Annotated in this window: 12 protein-coding genes and 4 tRNA genes; 3 read left to right on the forward strand and 13 right to left on the reverse strand. The window is 66.4% G+C overall.

Going from position 1 to position 12,188, the window contains the following annotated elements; all coding sequences use genetic code 11:
* Positions 1–431: 431 nt before the first annotated feature.
* Both CSW63_RS23550 and CSW63_RS13770 read left to right on the forward strand, forming a co-directional pair.
* Positions 432–1,127: a hypothetical protein gene (locus CSW63_RS23550; RefSeq protein ID WP_210408488.1), complete on the forward strand. Its 696-nt coding sequence runs from the start codon at positions 432–434 to the stop codon at positions 1,125–1,127.
* Between the two features lie 56 nt (positions 1,128–1,183).
* A complete protein-coding gene (locus CSW63_RS13770; RefSeq protein WP_099503379.1) occupies positions 1,184–1,462 on the forward strand; it encodes an HU family DNA-binding protein in 279 nt (92 codons plus the stop codon).
* Positions 1,463–1,632: 170 nt separating this feature from the next.
* Here CSW63_RS13770 and CSW63_RS13775 read toward each other — a convergent pair whose 3' ends face one another.
* On the reverse strand, positions 1,633–1,866 hold the full coding sequence (locus CSW63_RS13775) for a hypothetical protein (RefSeq protein ID WP_127846977.1): 234 nt from the start codon (positions 1,864–1,866) through the stop codon (positions 1,633–1,635).
* Positions 1,867–2,051: 185 nt separating this feature from the next.
* Entirely contained in the window at positions 2,052–2,384 is a 333-nt protein-coding gene (locus tag CSW63_RS13780) for a DUF3768 domain-containing protein (protein ID WP_099503375.1), read from the reverse strand.
* 727 nt (positions 2,385–3,111) lie between these two features.
* On the opposite strand from CSW63_RS13780, the gene CSW63_RS13795 reads away from it, so the two are divergent.
* On the forward strand, positions 3,112–4,782 hold the full coding sequence (locus CSW63_RS13795; RefSeq protein WP_099503976.1) for a recombinase family protein: 1,671 nt from the start codon (positions 3,112–3,114) through the stop codon (positions 4,780–4,782).
* Here the strand turns inward: CSW63_RS13795 and CSW63_RS13800 are convergent.
* The 11 genes from CSW63_RS13800 to CSW63_RS13850 form a co-directional block, all read right to left on the reverse strand.
* Positions 4,741–4,817, reverse strand: a tRNA-Arg gene (locus CSW63_RS13800). The genes CSW63_RS13795 and CSW63_RS13800 overlap by 42 nt on opposite strands.
* A gap of 28 nt (positions 4,818–4,845) precedes the next feature.
* On the reverse strand, positions 4,846–5,151 hold the full coding sequence (locus CSW63_RS13805) for an ETC complex I subunit (protein WP_062093952.1): 306 nt from the start codon (positions 5,149–5,151) through the stop codon (positions 4,846–4,848).
* A gap of 26 nt (positions 5,152–5,177) precedes the next feature.
* Positions 5,178–5,254, reverse strand: a tRNA-Pro gene (locus CSW63_RS13810).
* 61 nt (positions 5,255–5,315) lie between these two features.
* Positions 5,316–5,768 carry a DUF192 domain-containing protein gene (locus CSW63_RS13815; protein ID WP_062093959.1) on the reverse strand — a complete coding sequence of 151 codons (453 nt, stop codon included), beginning with the start codon at positions 5,766–5,768 and terminating at the stop codon, positions 5,316–5,318.
* 73 nt (positions 5,769–5,841) lie between these two features.
* The gene (gene cspD, locus CSW63_RS13820) at positions 5,842–6,432 is read right to left on the reverse strand and encodes a stationary phase survival cold shock domain protein CspD (protein ID WP_062093951.1); all 591 of its coding nucleotides are present in this window, start codon (positions 6,430–6,432) and stop codon (positions 5,842–5,844) included.
* A 172-nt stretch (positions 6,433–6,604) separates the two neighbouring features.
* Positions 6,605–6,679 (reverse strand) — tRNA-Glu (locus CSW63_RS13825).
* Positions 6,680–6,723: 44 nt separating this feature from the next.
* Positions 6,724–6,798: transfer RNA gene (locus CSW63_RS13830), tRNA-Glu, on the reverse strand.
* A 128-nt stretch (positions 6,799–6,926) separates the two neighbouring features.
* Entirely contained in the window at positions 6,927–8,747 is a 1,821-nt protein-coding gene (recJ, locus tag CSW63_RS13835; RefSeq protein ID WP_062099523.1) for a single-stranded-DNA-specific exonuclease RecJ, read from the reverse strand.
* Between the two features lie 67 nt (positions 8,748–8,814).
* Positions 8,815–9,792, reverse strand: a complete 978-nt coding sequence (locus tag CSW63_RS13840) for a class 1 fructose-bisphosphatase (RefSeq protein WP_062099522.1) — start codon at positions 9,790–9,792, stop codon at positions 8,815–8,817.
* A gap of 61 nt (positions 9,793–9,853) precedes the next feature.
* The gene (gene glpX, locus CSW63_RS13845; protein ID WP_062099521.1) at positions 9,854–10,807 is read right to left on the reverse strand and encodes a class II fructose-bisphosphatase; all 954 of its coding nucleotides are present in this window, start codon (positions 10,805–10,807) and stop codon (positions 9,854–9,856) included.
* A gap of 74 nt (positions 10,808–10,881) precedes the next feature.
* Positions 10,882–12,171 carry a homoserine dehydrogenase gene (locus CSW63_RS13850; protein WP_099503369.1) on the reverse strand — a complete coding sequence of 430 codons (1,290 nt, stop codon included), beginning with the start codon at positions 12,169–12,171 and terminating at the stop codon, positions 10,882–10,884.
* Positions 12,172–12,188: the final 17 nt, after the last annotated feature.

The following is a 12,188-nucleotide window of genomic DNA, read 5'->3' on the forward strand; positions in this document are numbered from 1 at the left end:
CGAGACCGGGGGTGCAAGCGGAGGGGCGGCTTCGCGGGGACCCGGCTGCAGGGCGTCCTTGACGGCGTCCCGCTCTTCACGCGTCGCCCGAAGCTGGGCGGAAGCCGATCCAAAGCGCGCCGGGGGCGGAGCCCCAAGCCACCCGGCCGCGCAAGCGGCCGGCGACAAGGACAAGGCGTGTTTTCTGCGAGCCGCGCGTTTCGGGCAGGCACCTACCGCGACATGACCTCGCCGCCCGCCAATCGGATCGGGCCTTCGCAGAGATGGACCCTCGTAGGGACGGTCCCGCCCTAGGCGCCGCAACAGGGCCAGGCTCCCGTTGCATGGGATGGCCGGCCGTCAGGCTCGGCCTTCGCAGAGATGGTCCCTCGCTCCGACAGCGCTACAGCGTCGGCACGCCGCCAGGCGATGGGCGTGCTATAGACGCGGCCATGGCCCGGAAGACCAAGACCTCGGACGACGACTGGCGCGCGGCCTTCACCCTGGCCCTGGTGGAAACCGCCGTGCGCAATTCCCGGCTCGAGGAACTGCACACGGGGATCTCGCCCGAGAGCGCCACGGGCGATTACAGCGACGTGAAGGTGGTGACGCCCTACGGCGACATCCCCTGGGCGCGCCTTTCGAGACTGGACGACGAGGAGATGAAGGCGCTGATGATCGAAGTGGTCGATCGCGTCTACACCGTGCTCACCCATCCAGAACCCTTCATGATGCTGATGGGCGCTCAGTCCTGGAACCGGCCAGCCCTTGACCCGGCCATGATGGACGCCGTCGCGCGCCACCGGGCCAAGGCGCGAGGCGTCTCGCGCGAGGACATTTGGCGCACCTGGCCGCTCGACGAGACCAAGCTGCGCCCGCCCCTCCGTCGCGAAGCGTTGGCCGTCTCCGATCGGGGTGAGAGCGACGCCGAGGCCGCCGCTGAAGACGAAGCGCTACACCTGTCGACTGCGGAGGGTGAGATCTCGCCTGAGACCCTGCGCCGGCTGGCCGAGAACCCCGTGACCGACGCGGCCTGGATCGCCAAGGTTCGGGAGGCCCTACGCACGGGCGCCGACGGGTGGGAGCGCGCTAACCTGGCTGTGCTCGATGAAATCGAGGCGGCGACCTACGGCCACGACGAAAGGTGACAGGCTCGCCGAGGCGAAGCAGGCTCGGGTTTTCGATTCCCACACCAGGAGCCGCCATGAACGTTTCCGATCTCGTCGACGCCGCCATCGCCGCCGAACCCAAGCTGACCAAGACCCAGGCCAAGGCCATCATCGACGGCGTCTTCAAGTCGCTGACCGAAGCGGCCGTGAAGGGCGAGGAAGTCTCGATCCCAGGCTTTGGCAAGTTCAAGGTCCAGGCCAAGCCCGCCCGCACCGGCCGCAATCCCTCGACCGGGGCCACCATCGAGATCGCCGCCAGCAAAAAGGTCGCCTTCACGCCGGCCAAGCAGCTGAAGGACGCCGTCAACGGATGACGCGCAAGGCGGCGCCGGGTTGGGCTTCGCGACATTGCCCCCGGCGCCATTCAGCGTTCGAACAAGGCGCAGGCGACCTCCGGTCGATCAGGGTCACGCTGAGGTTCGTGTCGCCTGCATACCCATCAAGGCGCTCGCTCATGACATAGCCGGTCGCGTGGGAGCAGCTTTCACCCGAACGTCTTGAAGGCGCCAAGCGCGAGCCCCGAGAGACCGGCCAGGGCGACGAGCCTGAAAATCAGCAGCGCCACGGTCTCGAACGTCCCGGTCGTCAGCGAGGCGCCGAACGACCGATACACCTGAAGGCCGGCGGGATTGCGCCGGTAAAAGCGCCGGCGTTCGATCCACAGGATGCCCGCGATGCCTATGGCGAGCAGCACCAAGCCCGCGATCCACTCGACCATGATGAAATCCACCGATTGAGCGCCAGCGATGTCGAATCCTACTCGCCCGGCGCGCGAGTACAAGCCCGCCGGTGACCCGTCGGAGCAAAAGGCGGCCGATCCCAAAGGATCGGCCGCGCCGGGCCCGCCGTGGTCAAGGTTCGTAAGCCGCCCGCCGCGCCCACCGGGCGCGGCGGCGCTTGTCGTCAGTATTCCTCGACCAACATCAGGGTCAGCACCCGCTTGGTCACGGCCGGGTCGGCCGGATCGGGCGAGGCCATGCACAGGTCCAGGTCGTAGTAGTCGATCTTCCAAAACAGGCGCTGGCCGCCCAGCTCGAACGCGCCAAAGTCACGCTCGCCGTGGGGGTTGTTGTCGTCGGTGAAGGCGTCGAAGTCCTTCACGGCGGCCACCAGGTGGCCCACGGCCGCCGCGCCCAGCGCCTGGACGCCGGCCGTTAGCATCCAGCCCGCGCCGGGCTCGGCCCGGCAGGCGTCATTCAAGGCCGCGATCGCGGCGACATGCTCTTGCTCGGTCATCGAAGTCTCTCCTCAGGGGTTCGGGGTCAGGCGCAAAGGCGCGCCTGACCCCGGCGCCCGTCGGCGAGACCGGGTGTGCAAGCGGAGGGGCGGCTTCGCGGGGACCCGGCTGCAGGCCGCGCCAGCGGCCGAAGCTGGGCGGAAGCCGATCCGAAGCGCGCCGAGGGCGGAGCCCTAAGCCGCGCGGCCACCAGGCCGCCCACCAAGATGAAGCCTGCAAGGAGCCCGCGCACTGCGCGTGGCGGGAAGCGGCGTCGAGCCGCCGGCGGCAGGCCAAGGCCTGCCCGCAGGGTCGCGCCCGAGGGAGCGGCGAAAGCCGCGGGACCGAGCGTGACCGCCGGGGGCTCACCCGACGCCGAAGGCGCGCAGGCTCGCCGAAAGGCGAGCCGGAGCCAGGCGTTGGAACCGCCGAACGCCTGTCTTTGCACGCCAGGGTACGAACGAAGCGACATCGACTTTGCGGTCGTGGGCGATCAGCGCAAGCCTATCGCATGCCCAGGAAGCTTCCGACGCCTGACACGCCCCCTGATTTCTTCGACTACCTAAATATATTTCCGGAGCGACTACCCGCGCCCCCCTCCCCGCGTGTCCCCCTCAAGGTCACGGACGATTGGTCCGGTCAGGTCCCCATTGGCCAGGCCGAAATCCAGATCACCGAGGCCTATCTGGAGAAGGTGCTGGCCGAGCTGTTCGGACCCCTGCCCTGATCCGCAGGGACAATCGACCGATGGCCAAACGCAAGACGCCTCCTCCGCCCGCCCTGCCCAGCGCGGCGCTCTATCTTCGGGTCTCGACCGGACGGCAGGCCGAAAGCGACCTGTCCATTCCCGACCAGGGCCGCCAGCTGCGCGCCTATTGCGAGGCCAAGGGCTGGCCCATCGCCGAGGAGTTCATCGAGCCGGGCAACACGGCCACGGACGACAAGCGTCCGGCCTTCCAGAGAATGATCGATGCCGGCCTGACCAAGCCGCCGCCGTTCCACGTCATCCTGGTCCACTCGTTCTCACGCTTCTTCCGCGACCAGTTCCTGTTTGAGTTCTACGCCCGCAAGCTGGCCAAGAACGGCGTGCGCATCGTGTCGATCACCCAGGAGGTCGGCGACGACCCGATGGGGGTGATGGTGCGGCAGATGATGAACCTCTTCGACGAGTACCAGTCGCGGGAGAATGCCAAGCACACCTTGCGGGCCATGAAGGAGAATGCCCGCCAGGGCTTCTGGAACGGCTCGCATCCCCCGCTGGGCTATCGCGTGGTGGCCGCCGAGCAGCGTGGCGATCGCGTGAAAAAGAGGCTGGAAGTCGATCCCATCGGGGCCGAGACCGTACGCAAGATCTTCCGCCTGGCGCTCAACGGCATCGACGGCAGCGGCCCGATGGGCGTCAAGGCGATCGCCACCTATCTCAATGACAACCACATCTACACACGCGGCGGCGGACGCTGGGGCGTCGGCACGGTGCATCACACCCTGACGCGCACCAGCTACATCGGCGAGCACCGGTTCAACACGCGCCACTACAGAAGCCAGGAACAGAAGGAGGCTTCCGAGGCGGTGATCATGCCGGTTCCCGCGCTGATCGACCAAGAGACCTTCGACGCCGTGCAGCGCGCCATGTCGCGGCGCAATCCAAGGGCCATGCCACCAAGGTTCGTCACCAGCCCGATCTTGCTGGGCGGGATCTGCTTCTGCGGCCTATGTGGCAAGGCCATGACCCTGCGCACCGGCAAGGGCGGCGCCTATCGCTACTACACCTGCTGCACCAAGGCCCGCCAGGGAACCGCCGGCTGCGACGGCATGGCGGTGCGCATGGACATGCTCGACGCCACGGTTATCGATCACCTGGAGAATCGCCTGCTCAATCCCGAGCGTCTGGCGACGATGATGGACAACATCCTCGACCGACGCTCCGAGTGGATCGAGCGCCGCCACCGCCATGTCGGCGACCTGCGCAAGCGGGCGACAGAAGCCAACCAGCGCCTTCAAAGACTCTTCCAGTCCATCGAACACGGCATCGCGGATCCCACCGACCGGACGCTGAAACAGCGGATCGCGGAACTCACCTCGATCCGCGACGCGGCCGAGGGCGACGCTGAACGGGCGGCGGCGGCGATCGACAAGATCACGCCCGCCCTGACCCCCGACCTGCTGCGCCGCTTCGCGGAAGCCACGCGCGAGATGTTCAGAAGCGCGGATGGCGCCTATCGGCGCGACTTGATCCGGGCCGTCGCGCAGAAGGTTGAACTGGTGTCCCCAATGGAGGTCCGCATCTGCGGATCGCGGGTGGAACTGCTGCGCACCATCGCGTCGAACAACGGCGTAGAATCGGCGGCTCTAGCGGTGCCGGGTTTTGTACGGGATTGGCGCGCCCTGCAGGATTCGAACCTGCGACCGTTCGCTTAGAAGGCGAATGCTCTATCCAACTGAGCTAAGGGCGCGCGCTCGCCGGCTGGATCCGCAGTCGCCCTAGTGGGTCCAGGGCTGCTTGCGGTTGGCCGCGAAATTGTCGGCGTAGGCCTTGAGGATGCGCTTCGGCGTCTTGGGCTCGAAGAGCTGAAAGGCAATCTCGTGGCGCTGGGCGTAGGCGACAGCCTCGTCACGGGTCTCGAAGGTTAGGCGGATCTGACCGTTCATGTCGCTGGAAGTCGTCCACCCCATCAGCGGATCGGGCTTGCGCGCGCTCGCCGGCTCGAACTCCAGCACCCAGTCCTTGGTCTTGGCCTTGCCGGACTGCATGGCGTTCTTGGCGGGGCGATAGATGCGGGCCAGCATGGACCTCTCCCAAAGTACCTTACCGATGGTCGGAGCGGCAGGATTTGAACCTGCGACCCTCTGCTCCCAAAACAGATGCGCTACCAGGCTGCGCTACGCTCCGAAACATCGGCAGGCGGCTGCTCTACAGGGGTTCGGCGCGCGGATCAACAAAGGCGCGCAGCTCACTTGGGAAAGATGCGGTGCAACACGCGATCTCCGGGCAGAATGCCGAGCTGAGCGGCGCGACCGCCCGCGATTTCCAAGACGCCCAGCACCATACCGCCCGAGGCCAGCGGCGTGAGGTCATGGGGCCGCGCGTTGCGCGCGATCGAAAGCACCTTGCCGTCGGGCTGGATGAAGATGATGTCCAGCGGGATCAGCGTGTTCTTCATCCAATAGGCCGCCGGCTGCGGGCGCTTGTAAGTGAACAGCATCCCACGATCCGGGGCGAGCGACTTGCGGAACATCAGGCCCCGCTCTTGCTCGGCCTTTGTCGCGGCGATCTCGACCTGGAAGCGCGCGCGACCGCGGCTGGTGACGATCTCGACCGTCTCCAGCTTGCTGGCCGCAAAAGCCGAGCGTCCGCCAACGGCGGCCAGCGCCAATCCGGCCACCAGAGCCCGCCGCTCGATCATCAACTCGGTCACCCGTCACCTCATGCAAAGCCAGTCTCTGACGAGACTAGCTTTCAACACGAAGCGGCGAAAGTCAGGCGTCGCCCGCCGTGATCTCAGCGACGACCAGCCCCTTGGGACCCCGCGCAAACCGCACCAGCACGTCATCGCCAGGCTGCAGGTCCTCAAGACCGCCTCGGCGAAGGGTCTCGATATGCACGAAGATATCGCCAGGCTCGGCGTCGCGAATGACGAAGCCATAGCCCTTGGTGCGGTTGAACCATTTGACCTTCGCGTGTTCCGCTGGACCTTCCGGCGTCAGGGCGCCGCGACCATGGCTGTCACGCAAGCCGTCACGCCTCACCGGCCCCTCGGCGAAGGTCCGTCGCTGACGTTCCAGCGGCGATGGCGCGCTGGTTTCATCGAGATTGACGACCTCGCTGACCTGCCAGCCCTTGGGCCGCCGCACCACGTCGCAAACGATGACGGCGCCTTCCATGGCCGTCTCGCGGCCACAGTTGCGTAGCGACGTCACGTGCAGAAGCACGTCCTTAAGCCCGGTCTGCCCGGGATCATCCGGTACGATGAACCCATAGCCCTTGCCGGCGTCGAACCACTTCACCTTACCGCTGATGCGCACGAACTCCTCGTGCGCCGCAGCGTCCTCAAAATCGTAACCAGACATCCCACCCCTCTGGCTCGCCCAATCAGCCCATCGGAGCGAGCACTACGAGAACAGTGTTCTCGCGTGAGGAGAACCGTCAATGACGAAATCACGTCAAAACGGCGCGCAAGGGCGATGCGCGACATTTCGTCGCGGCCACCATGCGGAAATAATTCTGAGATACAGCCGGAGATGGCAGTCCCTAGGGGAGTCGAACCCCTCTCTCCAGATTGAAAATCTGGCGTCCTAACCGATAGACGAAGGGACCACTTTACCGCCGGAGCGGAAGGTAGCCGTTATATGCCTCGCGGGTGGCAGTCCCTAGGGGAGTCGAACCCCTCTCTCCAGATTGAAAATCTGGCGTCCTAACCGATAGACGAAGGGACCACGGCCCCGCGAGGAAGCGGGTGTATAGCCGCGCCGTTTGGGGTGCGCAACCCGCTCCAAGATACTTTTTTCAGTCCGTCAACATAGCCCTGGGACGCGTCCCAAAGCGGGCGTCACGCCCAAAAACGCTAGTCCGTATAGCGCGCTCGCGGATCGTGGGCGTCCTCGATCTCGAGCTGCACGCCGTTGCGGCCCATATAGTCGTCAGGTTTGAGCTTGCCGACGACATCCAAGGGGCCGCCGCCGGCCAGCAACCGCTGCCCCAGCGGCGTCTCGGCGCTGCGCCAGCTGATCGCCTTGATGCGATCTCCGGTCGGCCCAACGAGATCCATGCGCACGTGCCCGCCCTTGAGCGCCGAGACACGCTCCGGCCGAACCTGAGTCAGCGCGAACAGCGGCTCGGGATTTCCCGGGCCGAACGGCGCAAGGCGTTGAAAATCATCCAGCAGCGCCCGACTCGCCGATCGGGGCTGAACCAAGGCGTCGACCTCGACGGCCTCGACCCCCACGGCCTCCATCTCATCCGCCAGGCGCTCCTCCAGAAACGCCCGGAGCTCCGGAATCATCTCGGGCCGAATCGAGAGGCCCGCCGCCATGGCGTGCCCACCCCCGGCCATCAGCAGGCCCGCCTCGAACGCGTCCTGGATCGCCTTGCCCAAGTTCACACCCGGCTGCGAGCGTCCCGATCCCTTACCGACATTGGCCGCCCGATCGACCCCGATCACGACCACCGGCTTGCGATAACGCTCTCGCAGACGCCCCGCCACGATGCCGATCACGCCTGGATGCCAGTCGTCGCCCGCCACCACGATCACCGGGGCGTCAGGGTTGAAGTTGCTGCCGCGCTCCAGCATCGCGGCCGCCTCCTCGACGACGGCGGCCTCCACGGCCTTGCGCTCGGTGTTGAGGCTGTCGAGTTCCTCAGCCAGCGCGCGCGCCTCGAGCGGATCGTCGGTGGACAGGAGACGGGCGCCGAGATCAGACCGCCCGACACGACCGCCGGCATTGATGCGAGGCCCAAGAATGAACCCGGCGTGGAACACCGAAGGCTCGCCTGAGCCCTTTCCAACTTCGAACAGCGCCTTGAGGCCAGGATTGGCCCAGGCCGACATCGTCCTGAGACCTAGGGCGGTCAGCGCGCGATTGAACCCGACCAACTGAGTGACGTCGCAAACCTCACCCAAGGCGACGAGGTCCAGCCATTGGCGAAGATCTGGCTGCGGCCGCTCATCGGTAAAGAGGCCGCGCTTGCGCGCCTCTCGGTTCAACGCCGTGAGCAGGACAAAGGTCACCCCTGCGGCGGCAAGAACCCCCTGCCCGCTCCGGCATCCGGGACGGTTCGGATTGACCACGGCGGCGGCGGCCGGCGGATCCTCGCGCATCAGGTGGTGGTCGATGACGACGACCTCCAGACCGATCTCACCAGCGCTAGTGATGGCGTCATAGGCCGCCGCGCCACAGTCCAGGGTCACGACGAGTTCGGCGCCGCCGTCGCGGATCTTACGGAAGGCCGCCGGGCTCGGGCCATAGCCCTCGGTTAGACGATCCGGGATATAGATCGGCAGTTCGACGCCCATGTAGCGGAACCAGCGAACCAGCTGCGCGGCGCTGGTGGCGCCATCGACGTCGTAGTCGGCGAAGACCATGGTCGGCCGTCCGCGCTGAAGCGCATCGATCAGGATCTCGGCCGCCCGGTCCATGTCGGTGAAGCTGGACGGGTCCGGAAACAGGGCCTTGAGCGTCGGGCGAAGATAGTGCTCGGCCTGGTCCGGGTTGACGCCGCGCGAAACCAGGGCGCGCGCAAGCGGCTCAATCAAACCGTGCCGTTGCTGGATCTCTCGAACCACCGCCAGATCGGCCGGTCGCTCGCGCCAGGCTCGACCACTCAGGGAGCGATCGACGCCCAGGAAGGCGTTCGAGGCGATGGAGGTGACACCGTCGGCGGGCATCGGACGAACCTAGCGTGTCGCGAGGATTCGAGCCATGCGTCGCTGAGACGACAAGATCGGACGCCGCTTACCCCGCGCGCATCTCCCCGCGGATGATCTCGATCTCGTTCGCCGAGCCCAGCATGACCGGAACCCGCTGATGCAGCCGCCCGGGCTTGAGGTCGAGGATATCTCCCGTACCCTCGATCGACTTGCCCCCGGCCCGCTCTACCAAGAGGCTCATAGGATTGGCCTCGTACATCAGACGCAGCTTTCCCGGCTTGTCGGGCTCGCGCGCGTCCCAGGGATACATGAACACCCCCCCGCGCATCATGATCCGGTGAACGTCGGCGACCATCGAGGCCACCCAGCGCATGTTGAAGTTCTTGCCGCGCGCGCCATCCTTGCCTTGCAGGCAGCCGTCGATATAGCGGCGCACTGGCGGCGCCCAATGGCGCTGGTTGGACATGTTGATCGCGAACTCGGCGGTGTCCGGCTTGATCGCGAGATTGGGGTGGGTCAGCAACCAGCGGCCATCGCCACTGAGCGTGAAGCCGTTGACGCCGTTCGACAACGTCAGCACCAGCATCGTCTGCGGGCCATACACGGCGTAGCCTGCGGCGACCTGGTTACGGCCCGGTTGCAGGAAATCAGCCTCGGTCGGCTTATCGCCGGTCGGCGCCGGCAGAACCGAGAAGATCGTCCCCACCGACACGTTCACGTCGATGTTGCTGGAACCGTCCAGCGGATCGAAAGTCACGAGATAGCCGCCGACACGCCCGGTTGGCTCGATCTCTTCCAGCTCTTCAGACGCTAGGCCGGCGACCGGACCGCACGCCTTGAGCGCCTCGCTCAGCATGTCGTTGGTGATCACGTCGAGCTTCTTCTGCTCTTCGTCCTGGACATTGGTGCTGCCGGCTGCGCCCAGGCTCCCGGAGAGCGCGCCAGATGCGACGACACCGCTGATCTCGGCGCATGTGACCGCGATGGTGGTGATCACGTCCTTCAGGGCGGCGTCCGCCGGCTCGGCCGCGAGCCAGGCGCCCAGGTCGACAAAAGCAGTCATTCTCTTCCTCGAACCGAAAAGCGGAACGGCTCATCTAGGTGACGGCCGTGACAGGACGGTTTCAGACCTTCCGCTTCATGCGAACTTCACGGACGGTGCCCGTCGAGGAGTTCATCACCAGCGTATGGGTGTGGACGCAGCCGTCGCGATAGACGACACCGTCCAACAGACCGCCCCGGGTCACGCCCGTCGCGGCGAAGATCGCCTCGTCACGGACGATCTCGTGCAGATCGTACTTCTTGTCGAGGTCGGTCACACCCCAGCGCGCGGCGCGCGCGCGCTCGTCGGCGTTGCGGAACAACAGCCGCCCTTGGAACTGCCCCCCGACGCACTTCAGCGCCGCACAGGCCAGAACACCTTCGGGAGCGCCCCCCGATCCCAGATAGAGATCGATACCAGTCGAGGGGTCGGTCGTATTGATGACGCCGGCGACATCACCGTCTGTGATCAGGTGAATGCGCGCGCCCGCAGCTCGGACACCGGCAATGATCTCGGCGTGGCGCGGACGATCCAGAACACAGACGGTGATCTCGGACGGCGCGACGCCCTTGGCCTCGGCCACGGCCAGAATGTTCTCGCCCGGAGCGCGATCCAGATCGATGACGCCGGCGGGGAGGCCCGGACCGCAGGCGATCTTGTCCATGTAGGTGTCGGGGGCGTTCAGCAGCGTGCCCTTGGGGGCCCAGGCCATCACCGTCAGCGCATTCGGCTGGGACTTGGCCGCCAGGGTCGTGCCCTCTAGCGGATCGAGCGCAATGTCGATCCGAGGCCCCTTCCCCGTGCCCACCTTCTCGCCGATGTAGAGCATCGGCGCCTCGTCGCGCTCGCCTTCGCCGATAACGATCTCGCCGTCGATGTCGAGCTCATTCAAGGCGTTGCGCATCGCGTCGACTGCGGCCTGGTCAGCGGCCATCTCATCGCCGCGACCGAGCATCGTCCAAGAGGCGATGGCGGCGGCTTCGGTCACGCGAACGGCGTCCAGGACCAGAGCACGGTCCAGGGTGTTCGAACTCATCCGTTTCTCCCGGCCGCTCCGAACGAAGCGGCCTTGTTCCCAATGTCGCCTTCGTCGCCCAGTTTTCCGGGTCGTTAGATGCGCGCGACGCGCAGAAGGCGGGGACGCTCTAGCACGGTCTCGAGTTTTTCGATGCGGCTAATCGCGTCCAGCAGGTTCGATTCCGGCGTCGCATGGGTAACGAGCACGATCGGCACCCCGCCCGCCCCTTCCACGGGCTTTTGCAGGAAGCTGTCGATCGACACGCCGCATTCGGCCAGGGTTTCCGAGATCGCCGCGATCACGCCGGGCTGGTCCTGCACCATCACGCGCAGATAGGCCTTGCCGACCGCCTTGGACGGATCGATGGAGACGAAGGGTTTCAGATCGCCGGCCGGCGCTTGGAACACCGGGCGCACCGCCCGGGTCATCACGTCGGCGATGTCGGCCGCAACCGCAGCCGCCGTCGGACCCGCGCCGGCCCCCGGGCCTTGCAGGAAGATCCGGCCGATGCGCTTGCCCTCGATGAACAGCGCGTTGAGGGCGCCGCCAGCCTGGGCGAGCGGATGATCCAGCGGCACCAGGGACGGATGAACCTTCACGGCGACGCCGTCGTCGGACTTCGCCGCGCCGGCGATCAGCTTGATGCGGTATCCCAGATCCTTGGCCAGCTTGATGTCGAGCAGGTCGACCTCGCTGATGCCTTCGATCTCAGCAACCGCAAAGTTCGGGGCGCAGCCGAAGGCCAGCGCCGCCAGGATGCTGACCTTGTGGCCCGCATCGAAGCCGCCAACGTCCATCGTCGGATCGGCTTCGGCGTAGCCCAGGCCTTGGGCTTCGCGCAGCACGTCGGCGAACGAACGACCGGTCTTTTCCATCTCCGACAGGATGAAGTTGCACGTGCCGTTGAGGATGCCCGCCACGGAGACGATGTCGTCGCCGACCAGGGCTTCGCGCATCATCTTGACCGCCGGCACGCCGCCCATCACCGCCGCTTCGAACAGCAGGGGCGTATGGGTGGCCTCGGCCAGGGCGGCGAGTTCGGACCCATGCTCGGCGATCAGGGCCTTGTTGGCGGTGACCACCGGCTTGCCCGCCTTCAACGCGGTCTCGACCGCAGCCTTGGCGGGGCCATCGGAACCGCCGACCAGTTCGACGAAGATATCGATGTCCGGCGAGGCGGCCAGGGCCACCGGGTCGTCGAACCAAGCCAGGCTCGAAATATCGACCGTACGGGGGCGCGACTTGGAGCGCGCCGACACCGCCGTGACGACCGCCAGATCACCCGCCGGCGCGAAGGCTGGACGCTCCGCGAGGAACTGCAGAAGCCCGCCGCCCACGGTGCCGAGGCCCGCGACGCCGATACGCCAGGTCTTGTTCGTCATCTTCGAATCCTCGTTAC

The organism is Caulobacter sp. FWC26, from assembly GCF_002742645.2.
Lineage (GTDB): Bacteria > Pseudomonadota > Alphaproteobacteria > Caulobacterales > Caulobacteraceae > Caulobacter.

Excerpts from the sequence above, each read along its gene's own strand:
- CSW63_RS23550 (WP_210408488.1), top strand. The coding sequence starts at position 432 with ATGGCCCGGAAGACCAAGACCTCGGACGACGACTGGCGCGCGGCCTTC.
- CSW63_RS13770 (WP_099503379.1), top strand. The coding sequence starts at position 1,184 with ATGAACGTTTCCGATCTCGTCGACGCCGCCATCGCCGCCGAACCCAAG.
- CSW63_RS13775 (WP_127846977.1), bottom strand. The coding sequence starts at position 1,866 with ATGGTCGAGTGGATCGCGGGCTTGGTGCTGCTCGCCATAGGCATCGCG.
- CSW63_RS13780 (WP_099503375.1), bottom strand. The coding sequence starts at position 2,384 with ATGACCGAGCAAGAGCATGTCGCCGCGATCGCGGCCTTGAATGACGCC.
- CSW63_RS13795 (WP_099503976.1), top strand. The coding sequence starts at position 3,112 with ATGGCCAAACGCAAGACGCCTCCTCCGCCCGCCCTGCCCAGCGCGGCG.
- CSW63_RS13805 (WP_062093952.1), bottom strand. The coding sequence starts at position 5,151 with ATGCTGGCCCGCATCTATCGCCCCGCCAAGAACGCCATGCAGTCCGGC.
- CSW63_RS13815 (WP_062093959.1), bottom strand. The coding sequence starts at position 5,768 with ATGATCGAGCGGCGGGCTCTGGTGGCCGGATTGGCGCTGGCCGCCGTT.
- cspD (WP_062093951.1), bottom strand. The coding sequence starts at position 6,432 with ATGTCTGGTTACGATTTTGAGGACGCTGCGGCGCACGAGGAGTTCGTG.
- recJ (WP_062099523.1), bottom strand. The coding sequence starts at position 8,747 with ATGCCCGCCGACGGTGTCACCTCCATCGCCTCGAACGCCTTCCTGGGC.
- CSW63_RS13840 (WP_062099522.1), bottom strand. The coding sequence starts at position 9,792 with ATGACTGCTTTTGTCGACCTGGGCGCCTGGCTCGCGGCCGAGCCGGCG.
- glpX (WP_062099521.1), bottom strand. The coding sequence starts at position 10,807 with ATGAGTTCGAACACCCTGGACCGTGCTCTGGTCCTGGACGCCGTTCGC.
- CSW63_RS13850 (WP_099503369.1), bottom strand. The coding sequence starts at position 12,171 with ATGACGAACAAGACCTGGCGTATCGGCGTCGCGGGCCTCGGCACCGTG.